The sequence below is a fragment of the Bacillus sp. CH_70 genome (assembly GCF_038007045.1).
Classification (GTDB): domain Bacteria; phylum Bacillota; class Bacilli; order Bacillales; family Bacillaceae_G; genus Bacillus_A; species Bacillus_A cereus.
The window spans coordinates 4319140-4341458 of record NZ_JBBOWL010000001.1 but is presented as its reverse complement, the minus strand read 5'-3'; the positions used below and the strand labels follow the sequence as shown (position 1 = coordinate 4341458).

Here is a 22319-nt window from a genome sequence, read left to right as displayed (position 1 = left end):
CTAACTCGGTGATTGTACTTAAAAGATTGCATGTAAAGGAAGTGATCAACATGTCTTCATGGAGCAATAACGTAAATGGATATTGTGGGTGTAATAATCAAAATGGTGTACATGTTGATTCATGCTGTTTTAGTTGCGATGGGACAGTTCCTAAGGTTGGTCCAACCGGTCCGACGGGGGCAACAGGTGGCACAGGCCCAACGGGGGCGACAGGAGTAACAGGCGATACAGGGGCAACGGGTCCAACAGGAGCGACAGGAATAACAGGAGCAACAGGCCCAACGGGAGCGACGGGAGTAACAGGCGATACAGGGGCAACGGGTCCAACAGGAGCAACAGGCCCAACAGGAGCAACAGGCCCAACGGGAGCGACAGGAATAACAGGGGCAACGGGTCCAACAGGAGCAACAGGAGCAACAGGCCCAACAGGCCCAACAGGAGCAACAGGTCCAACAGGAGCAACAGGCCCAACAGGAGCAACAGGTCCAACGGGGGCAACAGGAGTAACAGGCGACACAGGTCCAACAGGAGCAACAGGCCCAACAGGAGCAACGGGTCCAACGGGGGCGACAGGAGCAACAGGCGATACAGGTCCAACAGGAGCAACAGGCACAAGTATAACGGCAACATACGCATTTGCAAATAATACGTCGGGTACAGCAATATCGGTACTACTAGGTGGAACAAATGTCCCGCTTCCAAACAATCAGAATATTGGTCCAGGTATTACAGTGTCTGGGGGGAACACAGTATTTACGGCTGCAAATGCAGGGAATTATTATATTTCATATTCAATTAATATAACGGCTTCATTATTAGTTAGTTCACGAATTACAATTAATGGGGCACCGCTTGCTGGGACTATTAATTCTCCTGCATTAGCAACGACATCATTTAGTGCGACAATTATTACGACTCTTGCGGCGGGGAGTGCAATTAGTTTGCAATTATTTGGTTTGTTAGCTGTTGCGACATTATCAACAACTACCCCAGGAGCGGTATTAACAATTATAAGATTAAGTTAATGACAAACTCTCTTACTCTTTTAAGAGTAAGAGAGTTTCTACATATAATAAGAAGTTAATGAAGTAAAGCATAGTTATACAAAAGTCAGAATATTATGATTGTAACGCTATGGTGACTATAATATAATGAAAATAACCATCATGAATGAACATTCATTTATTTTTTATGTATTTGAAGGGGGAATGAAGGTGGAAAAACCATGGTTGAAAAGTTATCCAGAGGAAATTCCGAGTACGATTTCTTATGATATTCAGCCGCTTCATAGATATGTAGAACAGATGGCTTCTCGCTACCCAGAAAAGAAAGCGCTTCACTTTTTAGGGAAGGATATTACGTTTTCGGACTTCCATGATAAGGTGAAGCGGTTTGCAAATTATCTTCAAAAGCTCGGTGTGGAAAAGGGTGATCGAGTTGCTATTATGTTGCCGAATTGTCCGCAAGCTGTAATTGGTTATTACGGTACATTACTTGCGGGAGGTATCGTAGTACAAACCAATCCACTGTATACAGAAAGGGAATTAGAATATCAGCTTCATGACTCGGGAGCAAAAGTAATTCTTTGTCTCGATTTAGTGTTTCCAAGAGTAACGAATGTTCAATCTGCTACAAAAATTGAGCATATTATCGTAACTCGTATTGCAGACTTTTTACCATTCCCTAAAAATCTATTGTATCCATTTGTGCAGAAAAAACAGTCGAATTTAGTTGTGAAAGTATCAGAGAGTGAAACGATTCATCTTTGGAATTCAGTAGAAAAAGAAGTGAATACGAATGTTGAGGTGCCTTGTGATCCTGAAAATGATCTAGCTCTTTTACAGTACACAGGAGGAACAACCGGATTTCCGAAAGGAGTTATGTTAACGCATAAAAACCTCGTCTCTAACACGTTAATGGGAGTTCAATGGTTATATAATTGCAAAGAAGGAGAAGAAGTCGTTCTTGGGGTTCTTCCATTTTTCCATGTTTATGGTATGACAGCTGTTATGAATTTAAGTATTATGCAAGGATACAAAATGGTCCTTATTCCAAAGTTTGATATGAAAATGGTTTTTGAAGCGATTAAGAAGCATAAAGTGACATTGTTTCCAGGGGCACCAACTATTTATATCGCTCTTTTAAATAGTCCGCTTTTAAAAGAATACGATATTTCTTCTATTCGTGCTTGTATTAGTGGATCAGCACCACTGCCAGTAGAAGTACAGGAAAAGTTCGAAAAAGTTACAGGTGGTAAACTAGTAGAGGGATATGGTTTAACAGAATCCTCTCCGGTTACACATAGTAATTTTTTATGGGAAAAGCGAGTGCCAGGTAGCATCGGAGTTCCGTGGCCAGATACAGAAGCAATCATTATGTCGCTTGAAACTGGTGAGGCATTACCGCCAGGAGAAATAGGTGAAATTGTAGTGAAAGGCCCTCAAATTATGAAAGGATATTGGAATAAGCCAGAGGAAACAGCGGCTGTATTGCAAGATGGCTGGCTCCATACAGGTGATGTTGGCTACATGGATGAAGATGGATTCTTCTATGTAAAAGATCGCAAGAAAGATATGATTGTCGCGAGTGGATTTAATGTGTATCCTCGTGAAGTTGAAGAAGTATTATATGAGCATGAAAAAGTGCAAGAAGTAGTGACAATTGGAGTTCCAGATCCGTACCGAGGAGAGACAGTTAAAGCATTTGTTGTGTTAAAAGAAGGTACGGAATGCTCTGAGGAAGAATTAAATCAGTTTGCACGTAAATATTTAGCGGCTTATAAAGTTCCGAAAGTATATGAGTTTAGAGATGAATTGCCGAAAACGACAGTAGGGAAAATTTTGCGCCGTGTTCTAATAGATGAAGAGAAGAGAAAGAATGAGGATGAGCAAACGGGCTAAGGCCCTTTCTTTTTGAAAAAATAGGATTGACACTTTTCTAAATAGTCAGTATTATAAGAATATGAATGACTATTCATTCAGTCATCTTCTTGAAGGAGACAGTAAAGTGAAGAAAAATAGACCGAAATACAATCAAATTATTGATGCGGCAGTCATTGTGATTGCGGAGAATGGGTACCACCAAGCGCAAGTTTCTAAAATCGCAAAGCAAGCTGGGGTAGCTGATGGCACGATTTATTTATATTTTAAAAATAAAGAAGATATATTAATATCCTTATTCCAAGAGAAGATGGGAGAATTTGTCGAAACAATTCGTCAAAAAACAGCAGGAATTGAAAGCGCTGTATCGAAGTTATTCATGTTGGTAGAAACGCACTTCTTGCTGTTGTCGCAAAATGATCCGCTTGCTATCGTTACGCAATTAGAGCTAAGGCAGTCCAATCAAGACTTGCGCCTTAAAATAAATGAAGTATTAAAAGGCTACTTACAAGTTATGGATGAGATTTTAGAGACTGGTATAAAACAAGGTGAATTTCAAGCAGATTTAAATGTTCGCGTGGCAAGACAAATGATCTTTGGAACAGTAGATGAAGTTGTGACCAATTGGGTAATGAGCGATCATAAGTATGATCTGGTCGCACTTTCAAAAACGGTACACGGGCTACTTATTGCAGCTTGTGGTTATCGTCAATAATGGGAGGGATCATGTTGAAATTCCTATCTGTAAGAGTTGAAGATCATATCGCGGTGGCGACGTTAAATCACGCACCAGCGAATGCGATGTCTTCACAAGTTATGCATGACGTTACTGAATTAATTGATCAAGTGGAAAAGGATGATAACATTCGTGTTGTTGTTATTCACGGTGAAGGACGTTTCTTCTCAGCAGGAGCAGATATTAAAGAATTTACATCTGTTACTGAAGCGAAGCAAGCAACAGAATTAGCACAGCTTGGACAAGTTACGTTTGAGCGTGTTGAAAAATGTTCAAAACCAGTTATTGCGGCAATTCATGGAGCGGCACTGGGCGGCGGCCTTGAGTTTGCTATGTCTTGCCACATGCGCTTTGCAACTGAAAGTGCAAAACTTGGTTTACCTGAATTAACACTTGGATTAATTCCTGGCTTTGCAGGTACACAGCGCTTACCACGTTATGTTGGGAAAGCGAAAGCTTGTGAAATGATGTTAACAAGTACACCAATTACTGGTGCAGAAGCATTAAAGTGGGGACTTGTTAACGGATTGTTCTCTGAAGAATCATTTTTAGATGATACGCTTAAAGTTGCAAAACAAATTGCTGGAAAAAGTCCAGCAACAACTCGTGCTGTACTAGAGTTATTGCAAACGACAAAATCGTCTCATTACTATGAAGGTGTACAACGTGAATCACAAATTTTTGGTGAAGTATTTACGAGTGAAGATGGAAGAGAAGGTGTAGCCGCATTTTTAGAAAAGCGTAAACCTTCATTTAGTGGCAGGTAGTTCAATTATTTTTTTAATATAAATTAACAGAAAATTAAAATTGATAGAATCTTTCTGAAAAACAAGGGGGTAAATGGAATGAACATCTACGTACTCATGAAACGAACATTTGATACAGAAGAAAAAATCGTAATTAAAAACGGTGCAATTTACGATGGCGAAGCGGAATTCATCATCAACCCTTACGATGAATATGCAATTGAAGAAGCAATTCAAGTAAGAGACGCACAAGGTGGAGAAGTTACAGTTGTAACAGTCGGTGGCGAAGATAGTGAGAAAGAACTTCGTACTGCATTAGCAATGGGCTGTGATAAAGCGGTATTAATTAATATTGAAGATGATGTAGAAAATGGTGACCAGTTCACGACAGCAAAAGTACTTGCTGAGTATTTAAAAGATAAAGATGCAGATTTAATTTTAGGCGGAAACGTTGCAATTGATGGTGCATCTGGACAAGTAGGGCCACGCGTAGCTGAAGCGTTAAATATTCCATATGTAACGACAATTACAAAACTTGAAATTGACGGTACAAATGTGAAGATTGAGCGTGATGTTGAAGGTGATACAGAAGTGATTGCAACTTCATTACCAGTTTTAGTAACAGCACAGCAAGGTTTAAATGAACCTCGTTACCCATCGCTTCCAGGTATTATGAAAGCGAAGAAAAAGCCACTAGAAGAATTAGAATTAGATGATTTAGATTTAGAAGAAGATGATGTGGAAGCAAAGACAAAAACAATTGAAATCTATTTGCCTCCTAAGAAAGATGCAGGAAAAGTGTTACAAGGCGAGCTGCAAGATCAAGTAAAAGAACTTGTATCGTTGCTCCATACAGAAGCGAAAGTAATCTAATAAAATACGAAATTATATATGCAGGAGGGAAAATCTATGGCTCGTAAAGTATTAGTAATGGGTGAAGTTCGTGATGGATCGCTACGTAACGTTTCGTTTGAAGCGGTAGCAGCAGCAAAAACAATTGCAGAAGGCGGTGAAGTAGTAGGTCTTCTAATTGGAGACAGCGTTGCCTCTTTTGCAAATGAATTGATTCATTACGGTGCAGATCGCGTTGTGACAGTTGAAAATGATAAATTAAAATCATATACATCTGATGGTTATGCACAAGCGTTTTTAGCTGTACATGCTGAAGAAAATCCAGAAGGTATTGTCTTTGGACATACGGCACTTGGTAAAGATTTATCACCAAAATTAGCAGCGAAGCTTGAAGCTGGTTTAGTTTCTGACGTAACTGCTTTAGAGGTTGAAGGTGGAAATGTTATCTTCACTCGTCCAATTTACTCTGGTAAAGCATTCGAGAAGAAGATTGTAACAGACGGCATCTTATTTGCGACAGTGCGTCCAAATAACATTGCAACTCTGGAAAAAGATGAGTCTCGCAGCGGTGACGTATCTTCTATTACAGTTGATGTGAAAGATTTACGTACAATTATTCAAGATGTTGTCCGTAAAACAGCAGAAGGTGTGGATCTTTCTGAAGCGAAAGTTATTATCGCTGGCGGACGCGGTGTGAAGAGTGAAGAAGGATTTAAACCATTAAAAGAGTTAGCTGACGTACTAGGCGGCGCTGTTGGGGCATCTCGTGGTGCTTGTGACGCTGAATACTGTGAGTACTCATTACAAATTGGTCAAACTGGTAAAGTTGTTACGCCAGACTTATACATTGCATGTGGTATTTCTGGTGCGATTCAGCATTTAGCAGGTATGTCTAACTCAAAAATAATCGTTGCGATTAATAAAGATCCAGAAGCAAGTATCTTCAAAGTAGCTGACTACGGTATTGTTGGTGACTTGTTCGAAGTTGTACCTCTTTTAACAGAAGAGTTTAAAAAGTTAAAAGTACATTCATGATTTAAGTACCCTTGAGTTCCAAGTGAAGTACCCCTATATATAGAAAAAGGTGAGAGATCCCCTGTCTCTCATCTTTTTAGTATTTAATCCATATTTTTATATAGTATAAAGGAACATTTTTTTGTTACAATACATAACGATACATATTATTCGCCACGTATATAAGTTAATGATATACTCTTGGTAGAATATACTTGAAGGAGGAAATAAAATGGCAATTGTAAACGCAAATGACCAAAGCTTCGCAGCTGAAACTAGCGAAGGTGTTGTATTATTAGATTTCTGGGCACCTTGGTGTGGACCTTGTAAAATGATCGCTCCTGTATTAGAGGAGATCGATGCAGAACTAGGCGAAAAAGTAAAAGTAGTAAAAGTAGATGTTGATGAGAACCAAGAAACTGCTCGTCAATTCGAAGTAATGAGCATTCCAGCTCTTTTCGTATTAAAAGACGGTAAAGTAGTTGATCAAACGTTAGGTTACAAACCGAAAGAAGCGTTAGTAGAATTAGTTTCTAAACATTTCTAAAATAAAAAAAGCTACCAGTTGGTAGCTTTTTTTATTTTCTTTTTTACAGTCTTTCCGTTACAATAAAAGAACGTATGTTGGGTGTTTGAGCATAGTATGTTTTCAAGGGAAAATAAAAATGCTAAGTATGTAGAAATGGAGGGAGACGAGTGCACGAACATTTGAAAGAGAAGTTGGCTATTTTACCAGATCAACCTGGTTGTTATTTGATGAAAGATAAGCAAGGAACGGTTATATATGTTGGAAAGGCAAAAGTGCTTAAAAATCGTGTGCGCTCGTACTTTACTGGTTCACATGATGGGAAAACACTGCGGCTTGTAGGAGAAATTGTTGATTTTGAATATATTGTAACCTCTTCGAATTTAGAAGCACTTATTTTAGAGTTAAATCTAATTAAAAAATATGATCCGAAATATAATATTCAATTAAAAGATGATAAAACATATCCTTTTATTAAAATTACGGCGGAGAAGCAACCGCGCTTACTCATTACTCGAAATGTAAAAAAGGATAAAGGAAAGTATTTTGGTCCTTATCCAAATGCACAATCTGCTCATGAAACGAAAAAACTGCTAGATCGTATGTATCCACTTCGGAAATGTACGAATATGCCAGATAAAGTTTGTTTGTATTATCATATGGGTCAATGCTTAGCGCCGTGTGTGAAAGAAGTGACGGAAGAACAAAATAAAGAAATTGTAGATGAAATTATTAAGTTTTTAAATGGTGGACATAAAGAAGTTCGTTCAGAATTAGAAGTAAAAATGTATGAGGCCTCAGAGAAACTAGAGTTTGAACGTGCAAAAGAGTTGCGTGATCAAATTGCTCATATTGATGCGATTATGGAAAAACAAAAGATGATTATGAGTGACTTAGTGGATCGTGATGTGTTTGGATATGCAGTGGATAAAGGATGGATGTGTGTTCAAGTTTTCTTCGTTCGAAAAGGAAAGCTAATTGAACGTGATGTTTCTATGTTTCCAATTTACGATGAACCAGAAGAGGGCTTTTTAACGTTTATCGGCCAATTTTATGAAAACAGTAGTCATTTTAAGCCGAAGGAAATTGTCGTTCCAGGAAGTATAGACTCGGAATTAGTAGAGCGCTTTTTAGAAGTAGAAGCGACACAGCCGAAACGTGGTAAGAAAAAAGACCTTGTAGAATTAGCAAATAAAAACGCGAAAATTGCTCTTGAAGAGAAGTTTTACTTAATTGAACGTGATGAAGAACGAACGATTAAAGCAGTAGATCATTTAGGGAAGCAGCTTGGGATTGAAACGCCGTATCGTATTGAAGCGTTTGATAACTCAAATATTCAAGGAACAAATCCTGTTTCTGCAATGATTGCTTTTATCGATGGGAAACCGGCGAAGAAAGAGTATCGAAAATATAAAATTAAAACGGTTCAAGGACCAGACGATTATGAGTCTATGAGAGAAGTTGTGAGGCGCCGTTATACAAGGGCCCTTAAAGAAAATTCACCTTTACCTGATTTGATTATTATTGATGGAGGAAAAGGCCATCTAGCGGCTGCAAGTGATATTCTAGAGAATGAGCTCGGATTATATATTCCGATGGCAGGTCTTGTGAAAGATGATAAACATAAAACCTCCCATTTAATTATTGGGGACCCACCGGAACCTGTGATGCTTGAGAGAAATAGCCAAGAATTTTATTTATTGCAGCGTATTCAAGATGAGGTGCATCGATTTGCGATTACATTCCATCGTCAATTACATGGGAAATCTGTCATTCAATCAGCATTGGATGACATTCCAGGAATAGGTGATAAACGGAAAAAGGTATTGTTAAAACATTTTGGTTCATTAAAGAAGATGAAAGAAGCTTCTATAGAGGAATTTGTCGAAGCGGGTATGCCGAAAAATGTCGCGGAGACGATTTATACGTATTTAACAGATAAGAAGACGTTGTAGTTTACAACGTCTTCTGTTTTTTGGTATAATTTCTGAAGATTTAAAATAAATGCATCTGAATGAAAATACAAAAAAGTCAACTAAACTGATATGTCTAGTTGACTGTAGGTAATGCTTACACTTCAATGAGATCTTTTATATCCCATTTTACAAGAAATGTAATAGAGTCAGAACGTTTTTTCTTTTCTTCGTATGACTCTGCAACGACGTTCCGTTGCTTTTGAATTTGTTCAGCGATGAATCCAGCTTCTAGTTGATAAGAAGAATGTCGTTTTTGTTTTTGACGTTCTGCAATGAGTGTGCCTTTAAGTTGGAACTGCATTTCACGACGCTTATGTTCAATAATGCTTAAAGTGCCCCAGCCAGCTTTTTCAAAGAACTGAATGACTTCTTCAATTGTTTCTAGCGGATATTTTCTTGCAAGGTTTCTACCAGACCAGTATAAAATACCATCTAAATCGTTGCCGATTAAATCAGGTAGTAATTCTTCACGTAGCAATTCATAAGCGAAGGCGTTCAATGAAACATCTTCTAAAGATGTTATATCGATTGTATTTTTACTCACAATATTCCCCTCTTTCTATAGGGATTATTATATAACATTTTTCATTTATAAAAACAGATTTTTCTTTAGGGAAATCTGAATATCTAAGAAGAAAAAAAGAATTGCCAAATTATATGCAAATTATGTATACGTTTTCTTGACGCTTCGACAAAAATAGGGGTAAAATGAACTTGTTATCAAATTATGCTGAAATATTTCGAATAATTTTTTCAGTTTTTCTTATGCCAATAGTGAAAAAACATTATTGTTATAAATTAATCTGAAAACAGCAGTCAAACATTCAAGGGGGTAATGGGGACATGAAAGGCCGCGAGTATACGTTTCGTAAGTGGCACTCATTAATGGGGGTCATCCCGGTTGGTGTCTTTTTGACGCAACATCTAATTGTAAACAACTTTGCAACAAGAGGAGCAGAGGCTTTTAACAAAGCTGCAGGCTTTATGGAGCTCCTTCCATTCCGGTATGCGCTAGAAATTTTCATCATCTTTTTACCGATACTGTACCATGCTATATATGGCTTATATATTGCATTTACAGCTAAGAACAATGCGGTTTCTTACGGTTATTTCCGTAACTGGATGTTCGTTTTCCAAAGAATTTCAGGTATCGTTACGCTGATTTTCATTTCTTGGCACGTCTGGGAAACTCGTATTCAAGCAATGTTAGGTAAAGAGGTAAACTATGATATGATGGCAGATATTTTAAACAATCCAGCTATGTTTGCATTCTACTTAGTTGGTGTTGTTTCAACAATTTTCCACTTTGCAAATGGACTATGGACATTCTGCATCAGCTGGGGAATTACAGTATCTCCACGTTCACAAAGAATCTCTACTTATGTAACATTAGCTATTTTCTTAGGTCTATCTTATGTAGGTGTGAGTGCATTATTAGCGTTCATCGATCCACAGCTAGCAAATCAGTAAGGAGTGGGAGAGCATGAAAGGGAAACTTATAGTAGTCGGCGGTGGCTTGGCTGGCTTAATGGCAACGATTAAAGCGGCAGAAGCAGGAGTAAATGTTGAACTGTTTTCTTTAGTACCAGTAAAACGTTCACATTCTGTATGTGCTCAGGGCGGAATTAACGGTGCCGTAAATACGAAAGGTGAAGGGGATTCTCCATGGATCCACTTTGACGATACAATTTATGGTGGGGACTTCTTAGCGAACCAACCACCAGTTAAAGCAATGTGTGAAGCAGCACCTGGTATCATTCATTTAATGGACCGTATGGGTGTTATGTTCAACCGTACGGAAGAAGGACTTCTTGATTTCCGTCGATTTGGTGGAACGCAACATCACCGTACAGCATTTGCTGGTGCAACAACTGGACAGCAATTACTTTACGCATTAGATGAGCAAGTACGTCGTCACGAAGTAGCAGGACTTGTAACGAAATATGAAGGCTGGGATTTCTTACGAGCTGTTGTTGATGATGAAGGTGTGTGCCGAGGAATCGTTGCACAAGACTTACAAACTATGGAGATTAAAAGTTTCGGAGCTGATGCCGTGATTATGGCAACAGGGGGCCCTGGTATCATTTTCGGAAAATCAACAAACTCCATTATTAATACAGGTACAGCAGCTTCTGCTGTATATCAACAAGGTGCATATTATGCAAATGGTGAGTTCATTCAAATTCACCCAACGGCAATTCCTGGAGACGATAAATTACGTCTTATGAGTGAATCTGCACGTGGTGAAGGTGGACGTGTTTGGACATATAAAGATGGTAAACCATGGTACTTCTTAGAAGAAAAATATCCGGCTTACGGAAACCTTGTACCTCGTGATATCGCAACGCGTGAAATCTTTGATGTTTGCGTAGAGCAAAAACTAGGTATTAACGGTGAAAACATGGTGTACTTAGATCTTTCTCATAAAGATCCGAAAGAACTAGATATTAAACTTGGTGGAATTATTGAAATCTATGAGAAATTTACAGGGGATGATCCTCGTAAACTACCAATGAAAATCTTCCCAGCTGTTCACTATTCAATGGGTGGACTATGGGTTGACTATAAGCAAATGACTAGTATTCCAGGTTTATTTGCAGCAGGTGAGTGTGATTATTCTATGCACGGTGGTAACCGCCTTGGTGCAAACTCACTATTATCAGCAATTTACGGTGGTATGGTAGCAGGACCAAACGCAATTGAATATATGAAAGGTCTTTCTAAATCATCAGATGCTGTTTCATCTACTGTATATGAGCAAAATGAATTAATCGAAACAGAGAAATTTAACAATATTTTAACGATGGATGGTAATGAAAATGCATATGTTCTTCATAAAGAGCTTGGAGAATGGATGACAGATAACGTTACAGTAGTTCGTGAAAATAAAAAGTTATTAGAAACAGATGCGAAAATTGAAGAGTTAATGGATCGTTACAAACGTATTAACATTAACGATACAGCGAGATGGAGTAACCAAGGTGCTTCATTTACACGTCAACTTGCAAATATGTTTGAGTTAGCACGTGTTATTACAATTGGCGCATATAACCGTAATGAGAGCCGCGGGGCGCATTACAAACCTGAATTCCCAAATCGTGATGATGCAAACTTCTTAAAAACTACTATGGCAAAATTTGAAGGAGAAGGAAATGCACCAGCATTCCATTACGAAGACGTTGATGTTTCATTAATTAAACCACGTAAACGTGATTATTCTTCAAAACATGATGTAGCTGCTAAGGGTGAAGAGAAGGGGGATAAACAACATGTCTGAGAAAACAATCCGCCTCATCATTACGAGACAAGATGGACCAGATGCACAAGAGTTTGACCAAGAGTTTGAAATTCCATATCGTCCTAATATGAATATTATTTCGGCGCTTATGGAAATTCGTCGTAATCCTGTTGATTCAAAAGGAAACCAAACAACTCCGATCGCATGGGATATGAACTGCTTAGAGGAAGTATGCGGTGCATGTTCGATGGTTATTAACGGAAAGCCACGTCAATCATGTACGGCTCTTATTGACCAATTAGAACAGCCAATTCGCTTAAAGCCGATGAAGACATTCCCAGTTGTACGTGATTTACAAGTTGATCGCAGTCGCATGTTTAATGCTCTAAAACGCGTTAAAGCTTGGATTCCAATTGATGGTACGTATGACTTAGGTCCAGGACCAAGAATGCCTGAGAAAAAGCGTCAATGGGCTTATGAGCTTTCAAAATGTATGACATGTGGTGTTTGCTTAGAATCATGTCCAAACGTAAACAGTAAGTCTGACTTTATTGGACCAGCGCCGTTATCACAAGCTCGTTTATTCAACTCACATCCAACGGGTGAAATGCATAAAGCAGATCGCTTACGTGCAATTATGGGAGATGGAGGACTAGCAAACTGTGGTAACTCTCAAAACTGTGTGCAATCATGTCCGAAGGGTATTCCTTTAACAACTTCAATTGCGGCATTAAACCGTGATACAACAATTCAATCGTTCAAAGATTTCTTTGGTAGCGATAATAACTATTAATAAATATTGCCTCTTCATCTTGAAGGGGCAATATTTATAACTTCATTTTTCAGTTTATTCTGTTTTTTTGGCAGGAAGGGGAGATAGCGTTGAAGAGAATTTCTTATATTGAAGACTTCGAGAAATGGGAAAGTGGTTTTTCATTTTACAATCCTGTAAAGGTTCGTTTTGGTGAAGTAGATATGTTTGGACATGTAAATAATGTCGTTGCTTTTACTTATTTTGAAGAAGCTCGTATCGCGTTGTTTAAAGAACTTGGATTTATGCAAGAGTGGACACATGCATCATCAGAAACGATGATCGTTGTTGCGGATTTACAATGTAATTTTATTAAGCAAATATATTTTGATGAACAGTTGAAGGTGTATGTAAAGGCAGGATCGGTTGGGAACTCTTCTTTAGATCTACATTATATGGTGAAGAATGCAGAAGGAGAGGTTTGTTTAGTAGGTCGTGGAATGATGGTTCAAGCGTCGAAAAAAACAGGAAGAGGCGAACCATGGCCTGAAGAATGGAAGAAGAAATTACTACAATGATAGAGTGAAAGAAAAATAAGAGAGCAATTTGCTCTCTTATTTTTTGTCTTCCATCGCTTCTTCTAATGTTAAGTGATGTTTATATAGGTATGTAGCGTATGGATTACCAACGTAGCGTAAGTGCCATGGTTCATATGCATATTCTGTTGTATCTGTTTTATCTTCTAAGTAACGAATGACAAAGCCGAATTCATGAGCGTGTTCCGCGACCCATTTTCCTTCTGCTGTCTCCCCGAAAATAGGCTCTAATTGAAATTTAGCTGTTTTTGAACTAATATCCATTGCTAAACCCGTTTGGTGTTCACTCGTACCAGGAATTGCGCTTACTGAATTAGCCTCAGCTTTTCCTTGACGCCTAACGTATGTATCATGCAACGATTTTTGGCGTTTGTATGAACGATAACCAGATACAGCTGTAAGATCAAGCCCTTCTTTTTTCGCAGCTTTGAACATGTTTTCAAGTGCCTCTGCAGCATCTTTGCGTAGCAATGTTTTTTCTTTATCTTTTGGACTAGCAAATGGTACGTTTGGTCTCGTTAAGTCTTCAGGAATGTATCCATCTGGTAGTTTTCGATGTTTATTAATTAAGACAAGATTAGATTTTGGATTTGTTACAACTGAAAAGTCATTGTCTATTTTCTTTGCATTATGATCAGCTTTTGGAAAAGCAGGAATCTCTTCTTTTGGGTGGTTAGTATGTTTTTGACTTTCGACAGCTTTCGCTTCATTATGTAGTGGTGATTTAGAACCAAAGTAAGTGAAAGATGTGATACCGATTACAATAGTAGTGGCAGAAATAATTATTATCTTTTTCATAATGCCTTGTAATCACAGTCCCTTCTTAATAAAATGTGTATCGTTTTTTTATTATAAGTCTAGTTTGTTGGAAAAGGAATATAAGAGTCATAACGTAATAGAAATGCAAAGAAAATGTCAGAAAATGTGTGAATTTGTAGTATTTTTTTATATAATTCATTTCTTATCTTTCATGAATTGCATTTTTTATGTAATATATATACATAAGAAGATGTAGCGATTATCGAGAATAAAGAACTTCTTGTATAGACTAGGAGTGAATGGGAATGGATTTTGCAACAATTATTGGACTTGTTTTAGGATTTTTAGCAGTGGTAGTAGGGATGGTCGTCAAGGGCGCTGACGTAACAGCCTTATTAAATCCTGCCGCAGCATTAATTATTTTTATCGGTACATTTGCTGCAGTATGTATTGCATTTCCGATGAATCAACTAAAAAGGGTTCCAAAACTATTTAAAGTTCTTTTTGGTTCAAATAAAAAGGATTTAAGTTATGAACAGTTGCTAGAATTATTTGTTCATTGGACATCTGAAAGTAGAAAATACGGTATTTTGTCTTTAGAGCAACAATTAGACAAAATTCAAGATGAATTTCTTTTGCGCGGTATGAAATTTGTGATTGATGGCGTATCCGCAGAAGATTTAGAGCAGATTTTGGAATCTGAATTAGAGGCAATTGAAGAAAGACATGCAAAGGGAGCTGCTATTTTTTCACAAGCTGGTACGTATGCACCGACATTAGGAGTTTTAGGTGCTGTTATCGGTCTTGTAGCTGCGCTTGGTAACTTAACTGATATTGAAAAGTTAGGTCATGCTATTTCGGGTGCGTTTATTGCAACGATTTTTGGTATTTTTTCAGGTTATGTATTATGGCATCCATTTGCAAATAAGTTAAAGCAAAAATCTTCAGCTGAAATTGAGAAAAAACGTTTAATCATTGATTGTTTATTAATGTTACAAGAAGGTACATATCCGTTTATTATGAAGAACCGCATTTTAGGTGCACTTTCTGCAACTGAGCGTAAAAAGCTAGAAAAAGGAGCAGAAAAAAATGCGGAGTAAGAAAAATAGAAGAGGCAAAAAGAAAAAACATGATGAGCATATCGATGAAACGTGGTTAATTCCATATTCTGATATGTTAACGTTGTTATTTGCATTGTTTATCGTTTTATTCGCAATGAGTAGTATAGATGCTGCGAAGTTTAAACAGATGGCAGTTGCTTTTCGAAGTGAATTAGCTGGGGGAACAGGTAACAAAGAATTTTTAAGTGATCAAAAGCCAAATGAGGAAAAAGAATTATCAGCAAGTAGCCTTGAGGCAGAACAAGCAAAAAAACAAGAAGAAGCTAGAGCTAAAGAAAAAAAAGAGATGGATGAATTGAAAGCATTACAAAAAAAGATTGATCAATATATTAATGAAAAACAATTATCCTCTTCTTTTCAAACTAAATTAACTGAAAAGGGATTAATGGTGACAATATTAGAAAATATACTGTTTGATTCGGGGAAAGCAGATGTGAAATTAGAATCTTTAGGGATTGCGAAAGAGATGTCTAGCTTACTTGTTTCAGCGTCACCTCGTGAAATTACAGTATCGGGTCATACGGATAATGTCCCTATTGCCAATGCGCAGTTTGCGTCGAATTGGGAATTAAGTACGCAGCGGGCAGTTAATTTTATGCAAGTATTACTGCAAAATAAAGAATTACAACCAGAAAAATTTAGTGCGATTGGATACGGGGAATACCGTTCAATTGCTCCAAACGATACACAAGAAGGAAAGGCAAAGAATAGACGTGTGGAAGTGTTTATCTTGCCTTTAACAGAGAAAGTAAAATAAAAGAGGATGGCGAATGCCATCCTCTTTTATTTTACTTCAAATGATTTTAAGTTGTTGCGACGGATTTTATCTTTTTCTGCATCTGATTTTTTGAAATCATAATCATATAAAGCGCCTTCCCAATCGCCATACATTGGATTCGGGAAAATAATGAATTTCTCACCAAATTGTGCTTTTGAATCTTCTACTGTTTGGTTACGATCTTTTACAGATTTTCCATCAAAACCTGTGAAATCAGATAAGTTATCACCGAAGAATAAGACAATATCATGGGTTTGAGAAACGAGTTCACGGCGTTTTTCTTTTCCTTTTTCTTTCGGATCTTGTAGTAATATATGTTCTTTCGTTGCTTGAGGAGCACCTACACGCTCAAGATTTTTAATTGTTGCATCTAGTTGGTTCGTTTTACGATTTGAGACGTAGTAAATATCTACACCTTTAGACTCTGTATATTTTAAGAAATCAATTGCGCCTGGAAGGGCTTCAGCCTCAGCTTTATTAATCCAATCATCCCATTTGTAAGGATAGCCTTTGCCTGTTTTTACGCTCATTGCTTGATGAGGACTGTTATCTAAAACAGTTTCGTCTAAATCAAGTACGATAGCAGGTTTTTTCTCTGTCCCTTTTGCAAGAACTGCATCAAGCTTTAATTGACCGATATTGTACCCTTGGTAGTAAAGTGCTTTCGTTTCGCCAGCTGTTTGATACCATAAATCAGCCATTAATTGCTGTTCTGTTAATTTTACTTTCTCTTCTTTCGCCACTGTTTTCTCTGGTGTTCCTGAACATGCTACAAGTGATGTAGATAGAACCGCTACAGATAATAGAGTGGTAATGCCCCTCTTCATCTTCATATGTACCCTCCTTGATGTTAGAAAATCATTTTATATTATATATTAAAATATAATATTTTTATATGAACATTTGCATATTGTCTTTTGTATATATAGTAGTATGTCCTATATTAGAAAGATGAGCAAAATAATAATAGTTATTTTGACAAGTTTTATTGTCGTAATGACAATTATAATTGACAAAAAGAGTTTTGTTATTTACAATTTTAACTAAATAGAACAAATGATGGATTAATGACGGTGTTTACATATAAGAGGATGAAGTGTAGTGCTATATTTTTTCTTGAATAAACATAGTCTTTGAAAGAGAGTACGAATGATACTAAAGGGGAGGCTTTATACTTTGAGTTTACAAATTCAAAACTTAACGAAACAATTTGGGGAATCAAAAGCAGTTAACGGTTTGCAAATTTCGTTACCAAAAGGTGAAGTACTAGGATTACTTGGACGAAATGGTGCAGGGAAAACAACAACAATCAAAATGCTTCTCGGATTATTAACGCCTAATGAAGGTACGATTACGTGGGATGGAAAAGCATTTGGGGATAGTGGCGTAACAATTGGGTATTTACCAGAAGAAAGAGGTTTATATACAAAAAGTAGAGTAATAGATCAGTTGCGATATTTTGGTAGATTAGAAGGAATGTCGAAGAAAGAAGTAGATCAAGCTATTGATCATTGGTTAGAGCGTTTAGCGATACCAGAATATAAATTTAAAACGGCTGGAGAGCTTTCAAAAGGGAATCAGCAAAAAATCCAATTAATTGCTGCTCTTCTTCATAATCCGGAACTTCTCATTTTAGATGAACCATTCAGCGGCCTTGATCCAGTTAACGCCGGGATGTTAGCTAGTATTATTGAAGAACAAGTACAGAGCGGAAAGACGATTATTTTATCAAGTCATCGTATGGAACAAGTAGAGGCTTTTTGCCAACATGTATGTATTTTGAAAAAAGGTGAAGCAGTCGTAAAAGGACAGCTAAGTGATATTAAGAAAGAATACGGTTTCCGTAATTTAACGATTGAAGATACAGTAGAGAATGAAAAGGGATTAGAAGCTATACATGTATCGTATGAAAAACAACAAGGCCTTCTTTATGTGAAAGTACAAGACGATGCGGAAGCTCTCAAGATTTTGCAACAGTTGCAAGAGCAAGGTGTTAGCTTACGACAATTTAAAATGTTAGAGCCGACGTTAAATGAAATCTTTGTAGAGAGGGCGAAATAACGATGCGTAAATTTTCTCACGTATTTTCATTTTATTTTAGGGAAGCATTTTTATCTAAAAAATCATTAATTACGAGCGCGATTTTATTTTTAGTTGTGTTTGGGATTTTTGCATTTAATCATTTTACTTCAGGCGATGATAAAAATAAGGATAAAGATAAAATTGCAGTTGTAGTAGAGAGTTCCACATATAAAGTACAAAAAGATGAGCTAAATAAGCTATTGCCATCAGCAAAAATAACACTTGGTTCAAAGGATGATTTTGATAAACTGCATAAGCAAGTAGAAGAAGGCGATTTAGATGGTCTATTCCATGTGACGGAAAAGGGGGGGGCTCCATCGATTACATATATGTATAATGGATTTCCAAGCCAAGCAACTTCTGCAATTATGGCAGGATATTTAAAGCAACAATATACGATGGTGACAATTGCCAAAAATAATGTTTCACCAGAAATTGCACAGCAATTACAAACAGAAATTCAAGTAAAGCAAGAAGCGATAAAAGATCGTACATCTTCTTTCGGAATTGCCTATTTCTTTACATTTGCTTTATATATGTTTATTGTAGCGTTCGGAAATACAATCGCAATGAATATTGCATCTGAGAAGGCGTCACGTGTAATGGAAGTAATGCTTCCGAAAGTGAAACCTCTTACGATGATGTATGCGAAAATTTTAGCGGTTGTTTCAACGGCTTTATTGCAACTTGTCATATTGGCGTGTGGTTATCTTATTCCATATTTGTTAGGTTGGGTCGATTTAGAAAGTGCCTCACTATTTGGTATTCCAATTGACTTTACGAAATTAGATGCAAAGGTTGTAAGCATGTTTCTTGTTTATTTCATTACGGGATATTTACTTTATGCAATGATGTATGCTGCTGCTGGAGCTGTCGTGTCTAAGACGGAGGATTTACAAGCTGTATCTTTCCCGGTAATGATTTTAATTATGGCTGCATTCTTCATTAGTATTAAATCATTAAGTGATCCGAATAGTACTATCGTTGTTGTAAGTTCTTACGTTCCATTTTTTACACCGATGGTTACCTTCTCACGTATTGTAGCTGGTGAAGCAGGTATGCTAGAAATTACGATAACATTAGCAGTCTTATTGGCGACAATTGCGATATTAAATGCTGTTACAAGCCGCATTTACGTAAATGGCGTAATGAATTACTCAGATAAAGTGAAATTTAAAGATTTAGCGAAATTTATAAAGCGTCAATAATGAGAGAAAAGCATGATTTCCTATTGAAATCATGCTTTTTCTTTATGTATAAATTAAAAATAGTATATAATAATAAGAGTCGTCTTTTAATAGAATGAATAAAAAGGAGGGTGTGCAGATGGGGATTAGTAGTCGTTTTACAGTAGGTGTTCATATGCTGACATTACTTGCGATAGATCGAAACTCTCGCTGTACCTCTGAATGGATTGCCGGTAGTGTGAATACAAATCCAGTTGTGATTCGTCGCATTACAGGAATGTTGAAGAGAGCAGGACTTGTTGATGTACAAGCTGGTAAAGGTGGTACGACACTTGCTCGAGATTTAGAAGAAATTACATTACTTGATGTATATAAAGCAGTGGAAGTTGTAGAAGAAGGACAGCTATTTTCCTTCCATGAAAATCCCAACATTGAATGTCCAGTAGGAGCTAATATTCAATCAGTATTAGAAATTATTTTAATGCAAGCGCAAGAAGCGATGGAAAACGTGCTTGCAAATGTAACGGTAGATCAATTAGTTACAAATTTAAAGTCTAAAATGAAAGAATAAAAAAGCGAGCTTCCTCATAATGAGGGCTCGCTTTTTTTTATTCAGAAATATTGAAAATTCTATTTTTCAGTATTTAAAATGAATTTACCTACGATAGCTGCGAAGATACCACCAAGAATTGGTGCTACGATGAATACCCATAGTTGAGAAAGTGCTTCTCCACCAACAAATAAAGCTGGTGCGATACTACGAGCTGGGTTAACAGATGTTCCAGTTAACGGAATTCCTAATAAGTGGATTAAAACTAATGTGAAACCAATTACTAGTCCAGCTAAAGAAGAACTTCCTTTTTTACCTGTTACAGCGACGATAACTAAAATAAATACGAAAGTTAAAATGAACTCAACTAAAAATGCTCCAGATAAACCAAGAGTTCCGAAACCATTTTGTCCTAAATTATCTAAAGGTGTTTTAGCAGATTTTAAAATTGTTACTAACGTTGCAGTTCCTAATAAACCACCTAAAATTTGAGCTAATACATAATAACAAAGTTCCATAGCGTTCATGCGTTTGTTGATGAACATAGCTACTGATACTGCTGGGTTAATGTGACATCCAGAAATTGTTCCGATGCTATATGCCATAGCTACAATAGATAAGCCGAAAGCCATAGCGATTCCTAATGTTCCAATTCCTTCGATTCCGCCGCCAGTGACAGCTACTCCAGTTCCGAATAATACAAGTACAAAGGTACCAATAAATTCAGCGATTGCTTTTTTTAACATAATTTACCTCCTATTAATGCGCATGAAACGTATTATAACATACGTTTTAGTATAAACAGCCAATGAAATACTATTCTGATAAGGCAAAATAGGGGGACAATAAAAAAGAGTATGGTTCATCTCTATAGAACCATACTCTTTTTTTATGCTGATTTTTTCTGTTTAACGGCTGGAATAGATCGGTTTAAAATACTATTTGCAACCATTCCTAACATAATAATAATCATTCCAAGTAGGGAAAGCCCGCCAGGAAACGAACCATTCAAGAAAACAATTTCTCCAAGTACGGTAAAGACCATCGTTCCAGCTTGTGTTGCTTCAACAGCTCCAAGTAAAGCCAGGTTATCTTTTGCTAAGTCAGTAGCAAAGAAAAATGTCATCGTTGCAATAACGCCGGAACATAATGCTAACAAAAATCCTTGAAGCATTTGGCTAGATGTTGGAATACCCGTAGTAGAAAATCCGTATACACCAAGCAAAATTGTTATAGGAAGACTTCCAATTGCCATTCCTAATACACGTTGGAACGTATCAAGGCGTCCGCCAACAAGCTCCATCATTTTTCGGTTACCGAACGGATATAAGAAAGCGGCTAATACGACAGGTAAAAAACCTGAAATGAACTGAGTCATTGTAATATGGCCTGCGGCAGTTGCTTGCATACAAATTACACCAAGTAAAATAAATAAAGCAACATATAAGCTACGAAGTGGAATTTTTCCACGTACAAGTTTCGTACCTGATTTTGTTTCTATTTTCACAAAAAATAGTGGTGATAGTAGTAAACCAGCTAAAATCGTAACTTGCCAAGTTCCAGCAACGAGCCAAGCTGGAGAAAAGACAGCTGCGAAACTTAATAAAGAATAAAAAACAATACCGGCAACAGAACCCCATCCGATCCACGCCAATGGATGTTTTTTTAACTCTTCCCATAATCCCCTAAAGTTTTTGCGAAATAAAACGATAAGGAATAAAATAGGGAGAGCAAATAAAAAACGGAAGGAAGCTGTCCAAGCCCAGCTCGTTCCAGATACATTCATTGCTCTATTAATAATAAAGGTTGCAGAAAAAAAGGCCGATGATAAAAGACCTAATAAAATTGCGCGCATGAAGTATAGCACTCCTTTCGAAAATAAATAATTATGTATAGTATGATATACTTTAATTTAATAAAAGTAAACTATTTTATACCTAGAGGTGGTTTTATATATGAAAGAAAATGAAGATATGCAAACGAAAGAAGTCATTCAACAAGTTGGACAGTTATTGAGACAAATTCGAAATGAACAGAAATTAAGTTTAGAAGAATTAGCTCATAAAACAGGAGTTAGTAAATTAACACTAGGAAAGATCGAAAGAGGGGAAACAAATCCGACGCTAGCTGTCATTTGGAAAATAACGAAAGGGTTATCAATTCCTTTATCTAGATTAATGGTTTTTGGAGAACCAGTAGCCGTTGCGCGCTGTGGAGAAGGATTTGCAGTAGATGTAGGACAAGCATGGCATTTAGAAACGATGTTCCGTTATACGAAAGAAACAGGGATGGAAATGCACCGTGCTTGTTTACGATCAAATAGTATATATGAACCAGAAGCTCATCATGAAGGTGCGATTGAGCTTGTAACGGTAATGAAAGGGAAAGTGTCTATTCAAGTGGAGAATGATGTATATGAATTAAATGAGTTTGATTCCATTCAATTTGAAGCGAATAAGAAGCATATTTATAAAAATGAAGAAGAAGAAGTGGCGGTATTACATTTAACGATGAAATATTCTTCATGA

The 22319-nt window shown here is 37.0% G+C and carries 23 protein-coding genes; 18 read left to right on the top strand and 5 right to left on the bottom strand.

Annotation, left to right across the window (positions count from 1 at the left end; all coding sequences use genetic code 11):
* Nucleotides 1-50: 50 nt before the first annotated feature.
* The 8 genes from N2V79_RS22165 to uvrC all read left to right on the top strand — a co-directional run bounded on the left by N2V79_RS22165 (nucleotide 51) and on the right by uvrC (nucleotide 8708).
* The gene (locus N2V79_RS22165; RefSeq protein ID WP_340720216.1) at nucleotides 51-1025 is read left to right on the top strand and encodes a BclA C-terminal domain-containing protein; all 975 of its coding nucleotides are present in this window, start codon (nucleotides 51-53) and stop codon (nucleotides 1023-1025) included.
* Nucleotides 1026-1214: 189 nt separating this feature from the next.
* Entirely contained in the window at nucleotides 1215-2900 is a 1686-nt protein-coding gene (locus tag N2V79_RS22160) for a long-chain-fatty-acid--CoA ligase (protein WP_000414744.1), read from the top strand.
* 106 nt (nucleotides 2901-3006) lie between these two features.
* Complete coding sequence (locus N2V79_RS22155) at nucleotides 3007-3594, top strand: TetR/AcrR family transcriptional regulator (protein WP_000742223.1); 588 nt, start codon at nucleotides 3007-3009, stop codon at nucleotides 3592-3594.
* An 11-nt stretch (nucleotides 3595-3605) separates the two neighbouring features.
* Nucleotides 3606-4382: an enoyl-CoA hydratase gene (locus N2V79_RS22150; protein ID WP_000911291.1), complete on the top strand. Its 777-nt coding sequence runs from the start codon at nucleotides 3606-3608 to the stop codon at nucleotides 4380-4382.
* 78 nt (nucleotides 4383-4460) lie between these two features.
* Complete coding sequence (etfB, locus tag N2V79_RS22145) at nucleotides 4461-5234, top strand: electron transfer flavoprotein subunit beta (protein WP_001029028.1); 774 nt, start codon at nucleotides 4461-4463, stop codon at nucleotides 5232-5234.
* Between the two features lie 36 nt (nucleotides 5235-5270).
* Entirely contained in the window at nucleotides 5271-6248 is a 978-nt protein-coding gene (gene etfA, locus N2V79_RS22140; RefSeq protein ID WP_000101946.1) for an electron transfer flavoprotein subunit alpha, read from the top strand.
* Nucleotides 6249-6459: 211 nt separating this feature from the next.
* The gene (gene trxA, locus N2V79_RS22135; RefSeq protein WP_001018944.1) at nucleotides 6460-6774 is read left to right on the top strand and encodes a thioredoxin; all 315 of its coding nucleotides are present in this window, start codon (nucleotides 6460-6462) and stop codon (nucleotides 6772-6774) included.
* 149 nt (nucleotides 6775-6923) lie between these two features.
* The gene (uvrC, locus tag N2V79_RS22130; RefSeq protein WP_000544300.1) at nucleotides 6924-8708 is read left to right on the top strand and encodes an excinuclease ABC subunit C; all 1785 of its coding nucleotides are present in this window, start codon (nucleotides 6924-6926) and stop codon (nucleotides 8706-8708) included.
* Between the two features lie 115 nt (nucleotides 8709-8823).
* Here the strand turns inward: uvrC and N2V79_RS22125 are convergent, their stop codons facing one another.
* Entirely contained in the window at nucleotides 8824-9273 is a 450-nt protein-coding gene (locus tag N2V79_RS22125; protein WP_000042214.1) for a YslB family protein, read from the bottom strand.
* A 299-nt stretch (nucleotides 9274-9572) separates the two neighbouring features.
* Between N2V79_RS22125 and sdhC the strand changes: the two genes are divergently transcribed.
* The 4 genes from sdhC to N2V79_RS22105 all read left to right on the top strand — a co-directional run bounded on the left by sdhC (nucleotide 9573) and on the right by N2V79_RS22105 (nucleotide 13296).
* Nucleotides 9573-10199: a succinate dehydrogenase cytochrome B558 gene (sdhC, locus tag N2V79_RS22120; RefSeq protein WP_000678354.1), complete on the top strand. Its 627-nt coding sequence runs from the start codon at nucleotides 9573-9575 to the stop codon at nucleotides 10197-10199.
* Between the two features lie 13 nt (nucleotides 10200-10212).
* On the top strand, nucleotides 10213-12006 hold the full coding sequence (gene sdhA / locus N2V79_RS22115) for a succinate dehydrogenase flavoprotein subunit (protein WP_000676743.1): 1794 nt from the start codon (nucleotides 10213-10215) through the stop codon (nucleotides 12004-12006).
* Nucleotides 11999-12760 carry a succinate dehydrogenase iron-sulfur subunit gene (sdhB, locus tag N2V79_RS22110; protein WP_001291830.1) on the top strand — a complete coding sequence of 254 codons (762 nt, stop codon included), beginning with the start codon at nucleotides 11999-12001 and terminating at the stop codon, nucleotides 12758-12760. The genes sdhA and sdhB overlap by 8 nt, the downstream gene beginning before the upstream one ends.
* Nucleotides 12761-12849: 89 nt before the next feature.
* Nucleotides 12850-13296, top strand: coding sequence for an acyl-CoA thioesterase (locus tag N2V79_RS22105; protein WP_000822727.1), 447 nt, complete (start codon nucleotides 12850-12852; stop codon nucleotides 13294-13296).
* A 36-nt stretch (nucleotides 13297-13332) separates the two neighbouring features.
* Here the strand turns inward: N2V79_RS22105 and N2V79_RS22100 are convergent, their stop codons facing one another.
* Complete coding sequence (locus N2V79_RS22100; RefSeq protein ID WP_071729561.1) at nucleotides 13333-14112, bottom strand: M15 family metallopeptidase; 780 nt, start codon at nucleotides 14110-14112, stop codon at nucleotides 13333-13335.
* 266 nt (nucleotides 14113-14378) lie between these two features.
* Between N2V79_RS22100 and motA the strand changes: the two genes are divergently transcribed.
* The gene (gene motA, locus N2V79_RS22095; RefSeq protein ID WP_000344862.1) at nucleotides 14379-15173 is read left to right on the top strand and encodes a flagellar motor stator protein MotA; all 795 of its coding nucleotides are present in this window, start codon (nucleotides 14379-14381) and stop codon (nucleotides 15171-15173) included.
* Nucleotides 15163-15951 (top strand): flagellar motor protein MotB, encoded by a 789-nt coding sequence (motB, locus tag N2V79_RS22090; protein WP_001256741.1) that lies wholly within the window; start codon nucleotides 15163-15165, stop codon nucleotides 15949-15951. Before motA ends, motB begins: the two co-directional genes overlap by 11 nt.
* 26 nt (nucleotides 15952-15977) lie before the next feature.
* Here motB and N2V79_RS22085 read toward each other — a convergent pair whose 3' ends face one another.
* Complete coding sequence (locus N2V79_RS22085; RefSeq protein ID WP_265937882.1) at nucleotides 15978-16805, bottom strand: 5'-nucleotidase, lipoprotein e(P4) family; 828 nt, start codon at nucleotides 16803-16805, stop codon at nucleotides 15978-15980.
* A 343-nt stretch (nucleotides 16806-17148) separates the two neighbouring features.
* Here N2V79_RS22085 and N2V79_RS22080 point away from each other — a divergent pair, with 343 nt between their 5' ends.
* From N2V79_RS22080 to N2V79_RS22070, 3 genes are all read left to right on the top strand, one after another.
* Nucleotides 17149-18033: an ABC transporter ATP-binding protein gene (locus N2V79_RS22080; RefSeq protein ID WP_000058130.1), complete on the top strand. Its 885-nt coding sequence runs from the start codon at nucleotides 17149-17151 to the stop codon at nucleotides 18031-18033.
* A 2-nt stretch (nucleotides 18034-18035) separates the two neighbouring features.
* The gene (locus N2V79_RS22075) at nucleotides 18036-19262 is read left to right on the top strand and encodes an ABC transporter permease (protein WP_001224987.1); all 1227 of its coding nucleotides are present in this window, start codon (nucleotides 18036-18038) and stop codon (nucleotides 19260-19262) included.
* 118 nt (nucleotides 19263-19380) lie between these two features.
* A complete protein-coding gene (locus N2V79_RS22070) occupies nucleotides 19381-19812 on the top strand; it encodes an Rrf2 family transcriptional regulator (protein ID WP_000512998.1) in 432 nt (143 codons plus the stop codon).
* Nucleotides 19813-19871: 59 nt separating this feature from the next.
* Here the strand turns inward: N2V79_RS22070 and N2V79_RS22065 are convergent, their stop codons facing one another.
* Both N2V79_RS22065 and N2V79_RS22060 read right to left on the bottom strand, forming a co-directional pair.
* Nucleotides 19872-20537 carry an aquaporin gene (locus N2V79_RS22065; RefSeq protein WP_000913213.1) on the bottom strand — a complete coding sequence of 222 codons (666 nt, stop codon included), beginning with the start codon at nucleotides 20535-20537 and terminating at the stop codon, nucleotides 19872-19874.
* A gap of 143 nt (nucleotides 20538-20680) precedes the next feature.
* Nucleotides 20681-21646: a DMT family transporter gene (locus N2V79_RS22060; RefSeq protein WP_053563593.1), complete on the bottom strand. Its 966-nt coding sequence runs from the start codon at nucleotides 21644-21646 to the stop codon at nucleotides 20681-20683.
* Between the two features lie 100 nt (nucleotides 21647-21746).
* Here N2V79_RS22060 and N2V79_RS22055 point away from each other — a divergent pair, with 100 nt between their 5' ends.
* The gene (locus N2V79_RS22055) at nucleotides 21747-22319 is read left to right on the top strand and encodes a helix-turn-helix domain-containing protein (RefSeq protein WP_000661921.1); all 573 of its coding nucleotides are present in this window, start codon (nucleotides 21747-21749) and stop codon (nucleotides 22317-22319) included.

Coding starts and splice junctions, on each gene's coding strand:
- N2V79_RS22165 (WP_340720216.1), top strand. CDS start 51: ATGTCTTCATGGAGCAATAACGTAAATGGATATTGTGGGTGTAATAAT.
- N2V79_RS22150 (WP_000911291.1), top strand. CDS start 3,606: ATGTTGAAATTCCTATCTGTAAGAGTTGAAGATCATATCGCGGTGGCG.
- etfB (WP_001029028.1), top strand. CDS start 4,461: ATGAACATCTACGTACTCATGAAACGAACATTTGATACAGAAGAAAAA.
- etfA (WP_000101946.1), top strand. CDS start 5,271: ATGGCTCGTAAAGTATTAGTAATGGGTGAAGTTCGTGATGGATCGCTA.
- trxA (WP_001018944.1), top strand. CDS start 6,460: ATGGCAATTGTAAACGCAAATGACCAAAGCTTCGCAGCTGAAACTAGC.
- sdhC (WP_000678354.1), top strand. CDS start 9,573: ATGAAAGGCCGCGAGTATACGTTTCGTAAGTGGCACTCATTAATGGGG.
- sdhA (WP_000676743.1), top strand. CDS start 10,213: ATGAAAGGGAAACTTATAGTAGTCGGCGGTGGCTTGGCTGGCTTAATG.
- sdhB (WP_001291830.1), top strand. CDS start 11,999: ATGTCTGAGAAAACAATCCGCCTCATCATTACGAGACAAGATGGACCA.
- N2V79_RS22100 (WP_071729561.1), bottom strand. CDS start 14,112: ATGAAAAAGATAATAATTATTTCTGCCACTACTATTGTAATCGGTATC.
- motA (WP_000344862.1), top strand. CDS start 14,379: ATGGATTTTGCAACAATTATTGGACTTGTTTTAGGATTTTTAGCAGTG.
- motB (WP_001256741.1), top strand. CDS start 15,163: ATGCGGAGTAAGAAAAATAGAAGAGGCAAAAAGAAAAAACATGATGAG.
- N2V79_RS22085 (WP_265937882.1), bottom strand. CDS start 16,805: ATGAAGATGAAGAGGGGCATTACCACTCTATTATCTGTAGCGGTTCTA.
- N2V79_RS22075 (WP_001224987.1), top strand. CDS start 18,036: ATGCGTAAATTTTCTCACGTATTTTCATTTTATTTTAGGGAAGCATTT.
- N2V79_RS22070 (WP_000512998.1), top strand. CDS start 19,381: ATGGGGATTAGTAGTCGTTTTACAGTAGGTGTTCATATGCTGACATTA.
- N2V79_RS22065 (WP_000913213.1), bottom strand. CDS start 20,537: ATGTTAAAAAAAGCAATCGCTGAATTTATTGGTACCTTTGTACTTGTA.
- N2V79_RS22060 (WP_053563593.1), bottom strand. CDS start 21,646: ATGCGCGCAATTTTATTAGGTCTTTTATCATCGGCCTTTTTTTCTGCA.
- N2V79_RS22055 (WP_000661921.1), top strand. CDS start 21,747: ATGAAAGAAAATGAAGATATGCAAACGAAAGAAGTCATTCAACAAGTT.